The organism is Salipaludibacillus aurantiacus (genome assembly GCF_900111295.1).
In the GTDB taxonomy this organism is placed as follows: domain Bacteria; phylum Bacillota; class Bacilli; order Bacillales; family Salisediminibacteriaceae; genus Salipaludibacillus; species Salipaludibacillus aurantiacus.
This window is the reverse complement of sequence record NZ_FOGT01000033.1, coordinates 1-13,774: the sequence shown is the minus strand read 5'-3', so window position 1 is coordinate 13,774 and position 13,774 is coordinate 1. Positions and strand designations below refer to the sequence as shown.

The 13,774-nt window shown below is 43.5% G+C and carries 11 protein-coding genes and 1 riboswitch; of the genes, 4 read left to right on the top strand and 7 right to left on the bottom strand.

From position 1 onward, the window contains the following. Positions 1–206: 206 nt before the first annotated feature. The 3 genes from arsD to murB form a co-directional block, all read right to left on the bottom strand. Positions 207–563 (bottom strand): arsenite efflux transporter metallochaperone ArsD, encoded by a 357-nt coding sequence (gene arsD, locus BMW59_RS21175; RefSeq protein ID WP_093056304.1) that lies wholly within the window; start codon positions 561–563, stop codon positions 207–209. Positions 564–577: 14 nt separating this feature from the next. Continuing rightward, positions 578–943 (bottom strand): ArsR/SmtB family transcription factor, encoded by a 366-nt coding sequence (locus BMW59_RS21170; protein ID WP_093056302.1) that lies wholly within the window; start codon positions 941–943, stop codon positions 578–580. A gap of 192 nt (positions 944–1,135) precedes the next feature. After that, positions 1,136–2,056 (bottom strand): UDP-N-acetylmuramate dehydrogenase, encoded by a 921-nt coding sequence (murB, locus tag BMW59_RS21165; protein ID WP_093056300.1) that lies wholly within the window; start codon positions 2,054–2,056, stop codon positions 1,136–1,138. A gap of 257 nt (positions 2,057–2,313) precedes the next feature. Next, a riboswitch (M-box (ykoK) riboswitch) is annotated at positions 2,314–2,479 on the top strand. A gap of 266 nt (positions 2,480–2,745) precedes the next feature. Between murB and mgtE the strand changes: the two genes are divergently transcribed. Both mgtE and BMW59_RS21155 read left to right on the top strand, forming a co-directional pair. Then, positions 2,746–4,107, top strand: coding sequence for a magnesium transporter (mgtE, locus tag BMW59_RS21160; protein WP_093056298.1), 1,362 nt, complete (start codon positions 2,746–2,748; stop codon positions 4,105–4,107). Between the two features lie 104 nt (positions 4,108–4,211). Then, entirely contained in the window at positions 4,212–4,517 is a 306-nt protein-coding gene (locus tag BMW59_RS21155; protein WP_093056296.1) for an antibiotic biosynthesis monooxygenase family protein, read from the top strand. Between the two features lie 53 nt (positions 4,518–4,570). Here the strand turns inward: BMW59_RS21155 and BMW59_RS21150 are convergent, their stop codons facing one another. The 3 genes from BMW59_RS21150 to BMW59_RS21140 form a co-directional block, all read right to left on the bottom strand. Next, positions 4,571–6,034, bottom strand: coding sequence for a spore germination protein (locus BMW59_RS21150; protein ID WP_093056294.1), 1,464 nt, complete (start codon positions 6,032–6,034; stop codon positions 4,571–4,573). A 202-nt stretch (positions 6,035–6,236) separates the two neighbouring features. Further along, positions 6,237–9,326: an efflux RND transporter permease subunit gene (locus BMW59_RS21145; protein ID WP_093056292.1), complete on the bottom strand. Its 3,090-nt coding sequence runs from the start codon at positions 9,324–9,326 to the stop codon at positions 6,237–6,239. A gap of 77 nt (positions 9,327–9,403) precedes the next feature. Continuing rightward, positions 9,404–9,961 (bottom strand): TetR/AcrR family transcriptional regulator, encoded by a 558-nt coding sequence (locus BMW59_RS21140; RefSeq protein WP_093056290.1) that lies wholly within the window; start codon positions 9,959–9,961, stop codon positions 9,404–9,406. A 248-nt stretch (positions 9,962–10,209) separates the two neighbouring features. On the opposite strand from BMW59_RS21140, the gene BMW59_RS21135 reads away from it, so the two are divergent. Both BMW59_RS21135 and BMW59_RS21130 read left to right on the top strand, forming a co-directional pair. Beyond that, positions 10,210–11,076 (top strand): transporter substrate-binding domain-containing protein, encoded by an 867-nt coding sequence (locus BMW59_RS21135; RefSeq protein ID WP_093056288.1) that lies wholly within the window; start codon positions 10,210–10,212, stop codon positions 11,074–11,076. 12 nt (positions 11,077–11,088) lie between these two features. Then, positions 11,089–11,772 (top strand): amino acid ABC transporter permease, encoded by a 684-nt coding sequence (locus BMW59_RS21130; RefSeq protein ID WP_093056286.1) that lies wholly within the window; start codon positions 11,089–11,091, stop codon positions 11,770–11,772. Between the two features lie 53 nt (positions 11,773–11,825). Here the strand turns inward: BMW59_RS21130 and BMW59_RS21125 are convergent, their stop codons facing one another. Continuing rightward, positions 11,826–13,073, bottom strand: coding sequence for an MFS transporter (locus BMW59_RS21125; protein WP_093056284.1), 1,248 nt, complete (start codon positions 13,071–13,073; stop codon positions 11,826–11,828). Positions 13,074–13,774 lie beyond the last annotated feature (701 nt).

Here is a 13,774-nt window from a genome sequence, read left to right as displayed (position 1 = left end):
CCCCACGGAAAGCGTCCGCCGGTAGTGATGAGATCGTGAGATATCTTACTTTTCTTTTAAAAAAGGCTGTTGAGAATACTTTCTCAACAGCCTGACGCCCTCATGAGGGCGTTTTTTTGCTGGGTTAAATCTAACCGTCTTTCCTATTGGCTCTTTTAAACTTTGTTCGAGATTTTAAATATTTACCTTTAACAAACCCTGCCTGTTTAAAGCAGGTTTATTTTCTTTTCAGGTTCCTTCGTCTGCAACTCTTCCTTATCCAATCCGAGCCACTCAGAAAATTCCTCCATGGTCGGATAACGGTTATAAAAAGCGAGTTTGCCGTCAACCACAACTGCCGGAAGTGCATCAGGCCCCTCTTTTTCTAATAGCTCATTAACTCCTTTATGAGTAACAAACGGGTCAGGCTCCTGGGCTAAATTATATCTTTTAACATGGTATCCGTTTTTTACAAGTTTTAGATGCAGCCTTGAAATTCGCGTTAGCTCCGGATCTACATCCGGTCCGCAAACGCCTGTAGGACAGCAAAGCGCCGGGTCAAAAATCTCAATTTTTTTTGCCATGGTTATCACCCTCGTTATTTTGAAATAGTTGTACAAATCACGCGTTTGCCATTTGAATTTAAGTCTTCTACTTCATGTTTCTTTGAAGGAAGATCTCCTAATATCCTTTTTAACATATCCAGGTTCGGGTAGTCTTCGTTAAGACTGTAAAACTTCCATTGACCCTGGCTTCTGATTTTAATTAAAGAAGCTTCACGCAGTTTTTTCAGGTGCTGGCTGACTGCAGGCTGGCTCATCCCTAACAAATCAATTAGATTACAGACGCACAATTCATCTTCATACAAATACAGAAGGATTTTTAGCCGATTTTCATCATTCATCATTTTAAATAAACGGGTATATTCCTCTAACGAACTAGACTTTGTTAATTCCACCGCCATACACCCTTTCTTTTTTAATGTATATAAAAGTTTTATTATATAACCAATAATTTATATTCTACCAGTTTATTCACTAACCTTCAAATATATTCGGTAAAGAAAGCAGTAACTGGGGGTCCTAAGTGGGGGTCAGACCCCCCAGTTACTGGAAAAGCTGGTTCTGCGGGAGAACCAGCTTCAATAGCCTTATATTTAATTTTCAGGATCTTCCCCTACGATTTTTGCTTCGAGTTCAAGGTCTACTCCGAAGTTTTCTTTTACCTTATTCCGGACCATTTCAATCGTCGCGATATAATCAGTTGCTGTACAGCTATTTTTATTTACAATAAAACCGGCGTGTTTTGTAGACACTTCTGCACCTCCTACGCCTTTCCCCTGAAGACCGCTGTCCTGAATCAGCTTTCCTGCAAAATATCCCGGCGGGCGCTTAAATACGCTTCCCACAGAAGGGAATTCCAGCGGCTGTTTGGATTCTCTTTTATAAGTAAGGTCCGCCATTGTTTCTTTAATTTGTGCTGGATCTCCCTCTTCCAGATTAAACACAGCTTCCAGGACGATATATTTCTTTTTCCCGATTATACTCGTACGGTAATCCAGTTCGAGCTCATCTTTTTGAAGCGTGAGCAGCTCTCCACCCTGGGTCACCACCTTGACATGGTCAATCACATCTTTTACTTCACCGCCGTATGCCCCGGCGTTCATAACCATTGCGCCGCCTATTGACCCCGGAATGCCGCAAGCAAACTCCAGGCCAGTTAAGCCGTGTTTAAGAGCTAATTGAGACGCGTCTTTAATATTTGCTCCTCCCTGGGCAATCAGCTGTGTCCCTTCTACTTTCAAATCCGACAGCCGGGCTAAATGTAAGACCAGCCCCCTTAAGCCTCCGTCCCGGACGATCATATTTGATCCATTTCCAAGAAGCATAAAGGGTAAATCATGTTTATTTCTTAACCTGACTATTTCTGCCACTTGCTCATGCGTTTCAGGAATAACAAACAAATCAGCTTTACCGCCAATTTGTGTAAGAGTATGCTTACTCATAGGTTCATGTTTTAAAACATTCTCTTCGCTGCAAATCGTGATTAATTCTTCATAGATGTTATTAACGTGCATATATTTTCCCTCTTTTAATTTTAGTTATTATGATATTATAATCATTTGCCTTAAAATGTTGACCAAAGAATACTTAACCTCACCGTTGTTTTCGTACGTTATTATTTTAAACAACTTAGCCCTTAAAACCAAGTCTCAATAAAGGAAATGTCACCTTTTAAACGGTTTTCACACATTTTCAAGGCCAAAATACCTTATTTTTCAAAATTTCATTGACATTAAAACAATACAGATTATATAATTCACATGTTGAAAATATAAAACCTCGTTAGGTGAGGCTCCTGTATGGAGATACGCTACTGCCCAAAAACGTCCAAAGACGCCAATGGGTCAACAGAAATCATCGACATAAGGTGATATCTAATGTAGCTGGGCTCCGCCCTATGCCATACAGTGCTAAAGCTCTACGAATGGAGGCTCGTGGCGGTCTGATTCGCCACGCTTAGTTAAAATCGGACTTTAACACCTTCATTCTAAGATGAAGGTGTTTTTTTATTTCCAGCAGCTGGGGGGTCTGCCCCCCCCAGTTACTGGAAAAATAAACGAAATGCAAGGAGTGATGCGGGATGGACTCGGTTCCCAGGAGAAGTTTCAGCTTAGAGAAAAACGTAAAAAGTAATATTACCGGGGACCATCCTTTTCCTTCTTAGGTTTCTAAAGATGGCCCCGGTCAAAAGGAGGCCATTCTTATGGTAAAGTTAACTGAACAAAACCGTGCAGACTATGCAGAATCTGTTATTAGCGCAGTAAATGCAGGAAATATCCAGCAGTTCCGTCAGCTTTTCTTTGAGTTACACCCCCAGGATCAGCTTGATATTTACCTGTCGATGACTAAAACTCAGCGCAAGAGCTTATATGAATACCTTTCACCAGAAGAATATGCTGAGGTATTTGAAGAATTAAATATTGATGAACAAAAAGTATTTTTACATGAATTAGATGAATCGTATGCTCAGGATATGATCTCATATATGGCAGCAGATGACGTGGCAGACTTCCTTGGAGAGATGCACGAGTCTAAAGCGTCAGCAATAATCGAAGGATTAGACGAAGAAGATGCCCGGGACATTAAGGAACTCCTGAGTTATGAAGAAGAAACCGCCGGTGCCATCATGACAAAAGAATTTATAAACCTCCGCGCGGATTCTCCTATTAGTGATGTTATTGAGCTTTTACGCCGGGAAGGTCCGGACGCGGAAACCATTTATTATCTTTATGTCATTAATGAGCGCCACGAACTGGTTGGAGTAGTATCCCTGCGTGATCTCATTACTGCCGATCCTGGTAATCTTGTAGAATCTGTAATGAGCAGCCGTGTCGTTTCAGTTAAGACAAGCGAAGATCAGGAAAATGTTGCAAATTTATTTAAAAAATATGATTTTCTCGCTGTTCCAGTCATTACTGAGCATAATAAGCTTGTAGGGATCATTACAGTAGATGATATTCTGGATGTTATGGAGGAAGAGGCAACGGAAGACCTTGATGAATTCGCAGCTTCACGTGGTGCGACTGATCTAACGATTACACCGTTTACTGCTGCAAAGAAGCGGGCTCCGTGGATTATTCTATTAATGTTTTTTGGAATGGTTTCGGCTAATATCATTGCCCAATTTGAAGAGACACTTGAAGCTGTCGTTTTATTAGCCGGATTTATTCCATTGATCATGGGATCCGCTGGAAACGCCGGCACCCAGTCACTGGCTGTAGCTGTCCGGTCTCTTGCTTTAGGTTCTTTAGAAAAAAAAGGATTAAGCAAAATGTTGTTCAGGGAATTCAGCACTGGTATTTTGTTAGGTATCATTTGTGCAATCGTACTGGCTGTAATTATTCCTGTCATGCACGGCAGTTTCTTTTTAGCTTTTATCGTGGCATCCTCGCTGTTTTTATCTCTGAGTCTGGCCACTGTTATTGGAACGGTTGTTCCTTTAATTATTAATAAGCTGAACTTAGATCCGGCGATAGCTTCAGGGCCATTTATTACAACCGTTAATGATATTGTCGGGTTAATCATTTATTTTTCGGTGGCAACTGCAATGCTTGCTTATTTATAAGGGAAAGTTCCCAATGGTATAACCCGGGATGTTATTTTATCAAAAAAAAAATACAGATGACATGTTACAATAAGTGAAACTCACTTAATTAGGGGTGTTAAAACATGTACACAGTATTTTCAACCTTTGACGTGCCGCCTGAAAAAGCGAACGAAGTCATTGATATATACAGAAACCGGTCCCGTATAGTGGATGAAGCGCCGGGTTTTGTTGATTTTTATCTGCTCCAGAACGATAAAAATTCCGGCGAAATTACTGTTCAGCTTTTTTTTGAATCAAAAGAAAGTTACCTTGAATGGGTCCGCGGGGAAGACTTTAAGAAAATTCATGATCTTGAGAAAAAATACCCCGACCAGGAACTTGCCCAAATCGTGCCTAAAGTTGGCCAATTTAAAGTAGTCGCCAGATAAGTTTACTCTGCAGGCTGCAGTAAAGAACCGCCTCAAATATATGAGGCGGTTCTTTATTGTCTCGTCTGGTCGAGAGTATTTAACACAGAAGGACGTGTATTTTTCATCGGCATAGGCGTCCTGAACAGAATATCAACAAACGCTTTTCCGTTAAATGGAATGAACGGCCATAAATATGGCGTATTCATTGTTTTTAAACTTGCCAAAGAAATAATAAACAGAGCAGTCCCGCCTACAAAACCTGCCACCCCAAATAAAGAGGTCGCAACGAGCAGCAATATTCTTATTATTCTGTTTGATATACTCATCTCATAACTAGGTGTCGCATAGCTCGACAAGGCCGCTAAAGCAATATAAAGAATCACTTCATGCGTGAAGAGACCCACCTCAATGGCAACCTCCCCTATCAATATAGCCGCGACAAGACCAAGGGCCGTCGCAAGCGCGTTCGGTGTATGAATGGCCGCCATCCGCAAGATCTCCAGCCCCACTTCAGCTATCAAAAACTGGGCAATTAGCGGAACGGCTCCAGTATCATCCGGGCCGATATAATCTACCACATCCGGGACTATTTCAGGGACGGTCGCATACAAAAACCATAGCGGCAATAAGAATATTGATGACCAGACAGCGATGAACCGCACCCATCTTAAAAAAACACCAATAACCGGCTCCTGACGGTATTCTTCAGCGTGTTGGAGGTGGTGCCAGTAAGTGGTTGGGCAGATCATCACGCTCGGTGAACCGTCGACGAAAATAAGCACATGCCCTTCAAGCACATGAGTGGCAGCTGTATCAGGCCTTTCCGTGTATCTGACTAACGGGTATGGAAGCAGGTTCTTCTTAAACATAAACTCTTCCACCGTTTTTTCTGCCATCGTCAACCCGTCTATTTTAATGGCTTCCAATTTTTCTTTCACCCTTTTAATTAACTCAGGGTCTGCCACACTGTCGATATACGCGATTGAAATATCCGTTTTTGACCTGCGTCCGATCTGCATAAATTCCATCACGAGAGAACGGTCCCGAAGCCGCCTCCTCATTAAGCCGGTATTAAATACGAGAGTTTCAACAAATCCGTCACGCGGTCCGCGGACCACCCGTTCAATATCCGGTTCTTCCGGGGACCTGCCGGGATACTCCCTGATGTCGACTAGAATTGCTTCCTCGCAGCCTTCAATAATAAACGCCGCCTGTCCTGCCAGCGTCTGGCTGATGACCTCTTCCAAATCCTCTGATGTCTCAACTTCCAGATGAGGGATCAGCTTCTGGACAAGAACGGTAACCGGATCATCTTCCAGATCTTCCTTATTCAAAAAGGATAAATGCCGCATGATATGGACCATGACTTCGTCTTTTGCAAAGGCATCGACAAAGAACAGCCCAAACTTCCGCTCACCGTAAACGAGCTTATGGTGAATGAGATCAAAGTTATCTTCTATTCTCATTTCTTTTCTTAAGTACTCTATATTTTCTTCAAATGTATCAAAAAGGGGAACCTCGGTTTCCTTACTCATGCGCCGCCCACTTCCTATTAATTTTAAACTGCCAATAGTGTTTATATTCACCTGTTAAATTGCTAATTATACTGCCACATGGCAGATTCAAAACAAGATAAGGCTAAATAAGCAAGGTACGCGTGTAACTGAAGTAAATAAACAAAAACCGGCTGAACACCTGATCCAAGTGTCAGCCGGTTGATCTAAACGGTACTCTTTGTTACTTTCCAAACTTCACAGCAAAAGCTGTATACACGGCCGGGACGATGACAACCGTTAATACGGCCGAGAATAACAGACCCGAAATAATTGAAATAGCAAGAGGCACAAACAGCACGTCTCCGCTTAGAGCCACAGGAGTCAATGCACCAATAGCCGTGAACGCCGTTAACAGAATCGGCCGCAGCCTTACCCTGCCTGCTTCAACGACAGCATCTTCAATTGACATGCCGTCAGCTCTGCGCTGCTTAATGAATTCGAGCAGCACAATGGAATTTCGGACCACGATCCCGGCCAGGGATACAATTCCCATGAGCGCCATGAAGCCAAGACCTGTCTGGGTCAGGAACAAACCAACGACAGCGCCTGCGCTCGCTATATGAACCGTACTCATAACAAGGATAGGAATCGTTAAGGAATAAAACTGGATTGCCATGACGATATAAATCAGGAATAACACAACGAGAAACAATGTAAACAGTTCAAGGATGAAATCTGTTCTCGCTTCAGTCTCTCCTCCTAAGCTTACTGTATAGTCTTCGCTTACTGATTCCCTGACATCATCCGTGATCGCTTCGATTTCTGATTCAAGTACTTCATCATTATCGTTAGCCGGGAAGACTCTTACTGTAATTGTTCTGACACCATCTTCCCTCAGCACTTGCGGTATCTCTTCAGATTCAGTTTCTTCAAGGAGAGTATCAAGTGCGATCAGTTCCGGCGGGCCGCCCTGACCTTCACCCTCTTCTTCTGCCTGGCTAGGCACCTCAATATCTGATAAATCCAGCTCGCCATCTTCCTCAACTCTATCCAGGGTCAGCTGCAAATCTATGGCGTCCTGATCGGTACGGAAAGTCATTAACGGAATACCGTCTGTACGCAAGCCAATTTGTTCGCTGATCTGGCTCATCGTAATTCCATTAGCTTCCATTTCTTCTCTGACAGGCTCATAGACGACCGTTGGACGAAGCGGCCCCATATCGTCCAGCACTGTGCCGCTTTCAGGCAGCTCTGCAATACGCTCCTGCAATTCATTACTCATGTCTATCAGTGTTTCCACCTCAGGCCCTTGAAGCGTAATGGCAACAGGTGCCCCTACCGGCGGACCCGATTCGATGGTTGTCAGTTCCACTTCTGCCTCTGAGAATTCATCCTGCAATGGTTCCGTCCACCTGGAAATTGTTTCCTGAGCTGACTGTTCTTCACGATTTGTACGGAGCAGCAGATTTCCAGTCTCTTCACTGCTGTTGGAAATCCCATCGCCAAACAGCGGGGGGAGACCCTCTCCAGTATATACAGCCGTTTCGAATATATGCTCGTCTTCAGCCAGCACAAACTCCCTCATCTGCTGAAGGGTTTCTTCAGTATCTTCTATAGTTGTCCCGGCCGGCATACGTACTTCCACTGTAACCTCTTGCCGGTCAGTATCCGGGAAGAATACCACAGGGATGAATGGAATCAGCCCGTAAAAACTGGTTGTTACCACAAATCCGATAATGGCAACTTTCCAAGGGTGGCGTACCACTCTTTTTAAAATAGAATCACTGTACCAGTCAGATAAGGAATTCAGCTGTTTGCCTAACAGGCCGTCTCTTGGCGCCTTGCGTGACTTATTCTTTTTCCGCCGCTGCTTCTTCTGTCTCCATACGAGAAAAATAGGGACGAACGATAAAGCGACTATCGTAGAGGCCAGAATTGTTGCAATAAGCACCGTTGGAAGCGCGCGGATAAAGTCCCCGTTGCCGCCGGAAATAAAGACTAAAGGTAAAAATGTAAAGACAATTGTTAAAGTTGACGTAATAATAGAAGCTCTGACTTCTTTGGCGCCTGTCAATGCCCCTTCCAGCGGATCATAATTTTGTCTGTACTTATGCCTGATATTGTCGCCGACTACGATTGCATCATCAACGAGAATACCTAATGCGATAATCATCCCGATTATGGAAATCTGATTCAGGTCCACGTTAAAAAACGGAAGGGGAATCAGTCCAATAAGAACAGACGTCGGAATGGCCAAAGCTACAATAACAGCTGACGACCAGTTTAAGCCCAGGAGAGTGACCACAACGACCGAGAGCCCTGCCAATGCAAAGGAGAAAGCTAAATCTCCGAAAATCTCATCTACTACCGTTTTTTGAGTGTAGAATAAATCAATTTCCATTTCTTCCGGCAAGTCCTGGGCAAGGGCCATTACCCGCTCATCCACGTCATCATGAAGTTCTGGAATGTTCACACCGCTCCCTGGTATGACAGTAAACGAAACAGCAGGCGTATCTTCAAAGGTAATTAAATCTTCAGGGGTTTCATTCATTATCCCCACATCAGCAATATCTTCCAAATAAACCGATTCACCTTCAAAGTCCTGTCCGACAAAAATAGAACTGATTTCTTCTTCATCTTCCAAAACAGACAAAGCAAGCTGGACATTCTGGCCGTCTATCTGCTGAACCCCTAAAGGCTGAGTATTTAACTCTTCCTCAACCGCCTGGATCACATCAGGAAGCTGCAGGCCGCTGCCAAAAAGCTCATCGGAATCCACATCAATCATAAAATACTGGTCAGGGAAACCTTTCACTATTGTCCGGTCTACACCAGGCAAAGCTTCAACTTCCCCCTGCCAGTCGTCAAGCATATTTTTAAGCTCGTATAACTCCTCTCTGTCTTCATGCAAGATATGATAGCTTGATAAACCGCCTAAACTCACTTGCTGGGAAAAATCAGGTGTGACAGCTTCGTCCGGCAGATCCCCTTCTGTCCTTAAAATGGCCTGCTGAATCTCTGTAAACACCTCATTTCTATCGGCGTTTTCTTCCAGCTCAATGACTATGTTTGAAAAACCGGAGGTAGACACCGAACTCATCTCACTGATGCCGTCGATATTTTCAACAGCTTCTTCCAAAGGAATCGTTACTTGCTGCTCCACTTCTTCAGGGGCGCCACCCGGATACGGGGTATTAATAATTCCTATATCAAAAGAAAACTCCGGGACTTCCCTCTGCGGAAGCTGAAAGAGCGTGAGAGTTCCTACGACTACAAGGATAAATATAAACATCATGGTTATTTTAGGGCGTTTAATAATTGCATCAAACATGTTTGGTGCCTCCTGTCCTATTTATGTTCTATTATAAGTTTCATAATGACAGTAGTGTCATTTTAATATATAAAAAATCAGCCTTTACAGCCGTTCATGACGAGTTCGTAAACTTCATCCACCCACTGGCCAAGACTGTTATGGTGGACAGGGACTTGAACCGTTGCCATCAGAAGACCTGTCATAGTAGCCATATGAATATCTTCCCTGATTCGTCCGGATTCCTGCTCCTTTTTTAAGACGTGATGGATTTTACTTTTCATTTCTCCAAACAAGGTGTACATTACCCGGATATTTTCTTCTACTTTTGGCGTTGCTTTCTGGTTAATATAAGGCATAATTTGCAGCATCTGATGCATGTTGGCGTATCTCGACCATACACTGATCAGCTGCTTAACCGGATACTCTGCCTCAAAAGCCTCATCCATGTTTTCAACGGCTCTTTCCAACAGGCGCACCATGTAGCTTGTAATTAGCTCTTCTTTGTTTGGATAGTAATTATAAATCGTACTTCTTGCCACTCCCAGCCTTTCTGCCAACGCTTTAAAATGAAACTCGGCATAACCGGACTCCATTATAAGTTTTTCAGTTTCCTGAAAGAGCTGAGCTTCGTCTATCGTCTTTTTTCTGCTCATGGCGGTCTCCTTTATTTTGCCCCTGAAAAAAATAAATTGATACTGCTGTATACCCTGGTTTATATTATTTATAACATATTTGTACAACTTTTTTTCACTTTTTGTCAAACTTTTTTACTGAAAAATTTATTATTTGCAAAATATTTTTACTTTTACCGTTTAGAGCAATCTTATTGATTGAATACCAAGTTACATGCTATGTTTTTTACTGGACTAAAGATCATATTTTAAGTTTAAAGGAGGATATTATGTATTTTTTAAGAAAAACAAGAATACCGGCCTTAATTGCTGGGCTGTCCATGATTCTCATACTTGCCGCTTGCGGTGGAGCCAATAATAACGACACCGGGGAGAACGGTGAAACTTCCCGATGGAATGAAATAGAAGAGGAAGGCACTTTAAAGGTGGCTACTTCAGGAACTCTGTACCCGACATCTTTTCATTCCGATGAGACGGATGAATTAACCGGGTTTGAAGTTGAAATTACCCGCGAGGCAGCTGATCGTCTCGGGCTGGAAGCAGAGTTTACAGAAATGGGATTTGACGGGATGCTCACTTCAATCCAGAGCGGCCAGGTAGATATCGCCGTAAACGACATTGATATTAATGAGCGCCGCGAAGAGGACTTTCTTTTCACCGATCCTTATAAATTTTCCTACGGTTCGATGATTGTACGTCCCGATGACTACTCAGGTATTGAAACGCTCGAAGACCTTGAAGGCAAACGCCATGGCGGTGCTGCCACCACTATTTACATGGAGATTGCTGAAGAGTATGGTGCTGAAGGCGTGACATATGAAAATGTCACAAACGATACGTATTTACGGGATATTGAAAATGGCCGTCTGGACGCCGTGATGAATGATTATTATCTTCAGTCTCTGGCCATTGAAGCACTTCCTGAAATTGATGTTGTTATTCATCCTGATTTATTTTATTATCCGAATAACCAGGCGATGATCATGAATCAGGATAACACGGAACTTCACGAAAACCTTAACCGCGTTATTAATGAGATGCTGGAAGACGGCACTATAACTGAGCTGTCTGAACAGTTTTTCGGAGGCCAGGACGTGTCACAGGAACCTGACATTGATTTCGCAGACGAAGAATAAAGGAGAAGAAGCATGAGAGATATTCAGTGGGAGTACATTTTTGATATCCAATTAGCCATTGAATCCTTTCCATATGTCATGCAGGGGATCTGGTATACTCTGCTTATTTCATTAGTGAGTATGGCAGCAGGGCTGATTATCAGCTTATTTTTAGCTATAGCAAGAGCGTCAGACCGTTCCTGGCTTCGCTGGCCTGCCCGGATATATATTTCATTTATGAGGGGCGTCCCCATTCTGATTATATTATTTATGCTGTATTTCGGCTTTCCGTTTATAGGCATTGAATTCAATGCTGTGACAGCGGCGTTAATCGGATTCAGTTTAAACAGTGCAGCTTATATGGCGGAAATTAACCGTTCCGCCATCGCTGCCGTACCAAGAGGGCAATGGGAATCAGCCCGGTCTCTTGGCTTCTCTTACTGGCTGACGATGCGCCGGATCGTGCTGCCCCAGGCTTCCAGAATTGCTGTTCCTCCGCTGACAAACGTGCTGCTGGACTTAATTAAAGCCTCATCGTTGGCTGCAATGATTACAGTCCCTGAGATTTTTCAGATGTCGCGTATCGTCGCAGGACGTGAAATGGACTACATGACCATGTTTATCCTCGTTGCTCTCATATACTGGGGAATTTGTTCAGTAATGACTGTCCTGCAGAATTACCTTGAAAAACGTTTCGAGAAATACGGTGAAATATAAATACTGAACCACGCGGCCGTGCCGTGTGGTTTTCTAATTTCAGGCTGAAACTGTTAATCAACTGGTGCTGCTTTGTTTACTTCCGTGTGAAACCCCCGCTCTGCAGGCTCTTTCAGCCACTTTATGGCGAGTATGATAAAAAGCAGTGAAGCGAAAACATATAAGGAAGTGATTCCTAACCATTCTGCGGCCATGTATCCAATCAGCGGACCGAGGGCTGCCCCTGTGTCCTGTGCGACTGATAAGGTTGTCATAACATGAACTTTAGATGATCGTTGTGCGACGTCAGCAGCAAGAGAAAGAACAATTACTTCCATAGCTGTACCAATTACCTGCAGACCGAGCATAATAGTTATAAACATAAATAACGGCATTGGCAAAGGGGCAAAAACCATGAGCACAGCCGCTCCTCCCAAAAGCCCAGCGAAAACAGGAGCCCGTCTGGCAGTCCTGTCTGCAAAACTGCCAAGTAACGGTGAAAGCCACGGCTCCCATAAAATCCTGATTGACTGAATCGAACTTGCAAGTGTAGAAGCCCCTACAGCCAACCCCACTAAAATGAGTTCCGAATCAATTTGCAGATTAACAAGATAGCTGAGTGTTGATTTGAGAATTCCATCATACACCACTGCTATACACATCGCACTGGCAAGCACAGTAATTACCGACTGCTGAATAATCACTTTCTTAAAAGGAACGGTTTCTTTATTAGTAATCAATTCAGCGGAAGACTGTTTGCGATCCAGCCCCGTAAAAATAAATGGAAGAGTGAATAAGCTTGCTGCAGCAAAGACCGTCATTACAGGGAAAATGCCGAACTGGTCCACCGCAAGCCCTCCTAAGATCATGCCAAGCAGGGCACCTGACCGGTGGATTCCTTTATGAAGCCCAAACAAATACCCCCTGTTGCTGTTGTCCGAAAAAGCAGGAATGGCAAGATAAGCGCCAAGCTTTAAAAACGTCCACGCTAAGCCCCATAAACAGCGCGCTATAAAAAGAATCCAAAAAGAGTGGAAAGCGCCGTAACAAAAAGTAGTTATAGCGGCCAGAACCATCCCCCAAATAAACCCCTGACGATACGATATTCTTTTGTAAAGCCAGGCCACCAGCGGGTTTAATGGCAGACGTATAAACCTGTTAACAGACAGAAGCACCCCTATCTGCCATAAAGCATGAAGCCCCATCTCTGTCCAGTATAAAGGCAGTATAATATAAAGAAGCGCATCCCCAAATAGCGAAACAGCTGTAGCAGCTGCCATCACAATTACTTGTTTTTTTGCATTTATCTGACCTGTCGACACTTCAAAAATCCTCTCTATTCCTGAGTACTCTGTCTATCATAATGTAAAACTTCAGACAGATAAGGATGAGAGATAAATTTTTACAAGATCTTAAGTTTCAATTCGTAATCTGTTTATATTTCCCGCGATTGACGGCGGGCAGGTTGCAGAGTTGGTAGCTTGGCAGGTAGAGTCGGTGCTACCGGGGTAGCACCTACGCAGCACCTACCAACGTATCAGGTAGAAAAACGGCGAAAACGAAAGAAAGAGTGAGCCGGAAGAGGGTAACAGAGAGGTAGGTGCTACCGGGGTAGCACCTACGTAGCACCAACAAACGTATCAGGTAGAAAACTGGCGAAAACGAAAGAAAGAGTGAGCCGGAAGAGGGTAACAGAGAGGTAGGTGCTACCGGGGTAGCACCTACGTAGCACCAACAAACGTATCAGGTAGAAAACTGGAGAAAACGCAAGTAAGAGTGAGCCGAAAGAGAGTAACAGATAAGTAGGTGCTACCGGGGTAGCACCTACGTAGCACCTACCAACGTATCAGGTAGAAAACTGAAGAAAACGCAAGTAAGAGTGAGCCGAAAGAGAGTAACAGATAAGTAGGTGCTACCGGAGTAGCACCTCAGGCTGTTGAGAAACCCACCCTTTTCAAAAAGCGTGGGTTTCTTTTTTATTTTCTTCCCTTGATTTAGGTCATCTTCCGATGATAAAGGAATA

Coding starts and splice junctions, on each gene's coding strand:
- arsD (WP_093056304.1), bottom strand. CDS start 563: ATGGCAAAAAAAATTGAGATTTTTGACCCGGCGCTTTGCTGTCCTACA.
- BMW59_RS21170 (WP_093056302.1), bottom strand. CDS start 943: ATGGCGGTGGAATTAACAAAGTCTAGTTCGTTAGAGGAATATACCCGT.
- murB (WP_093056300.1), bottom strand. CDS start 2,056: ATGCACGTTAATAACATCTATGAAGAATTAATCACGATTTGCAGCGAA.
- mgtE (WP_093056298.1), top strand. CDS start 2,746: ATGGTAAAGTTAACTGAACAAAACCGTGCAGACTATGCAGAATCTGTT.
- BMW59_RS21155 (WP_093056296.1), top strand. CDS start 4,212: ATGTACACAGTATTTTCAACCTTTGACGTGCCGCCTGAAAAAGCGAAC.
- BMW59_RS21150 (WP_093056294.1), bottom strand. CDS start 6,034: ATGAGTAAGGAAACCGAGGTTCCCCTTTTTGATACATTTGAAGAAAAT.
- BMW59_RS21145 (WP_093056292.1), bottom strand. CDS start 9,326: ATGTTTGATGCAATTATTAAACGCCCTAAAATAACCATGATGTTTATA.
- BMW59_RS21140 (WP_093056290.1), bottom strand. CDS start 9,961: ATGAGCAGAAAAAAGACGATAGACGAAGCTCAGCTCTTTCAGGAAACT.
- BMW59_RS21135 (WP_093056288.1), top strand. CDS start 10,210: ATGTATTTTTTAAGAAAAACAAGAATACCGGCCTTAATTGCTGGGCTG.
- BMW59_RS21130 (WP_093056286.1), top strand. CDS start 11,089: ATGAGAGATATTCAGTGGGAGTACATTTTTGATATCCAATTAGCCATT.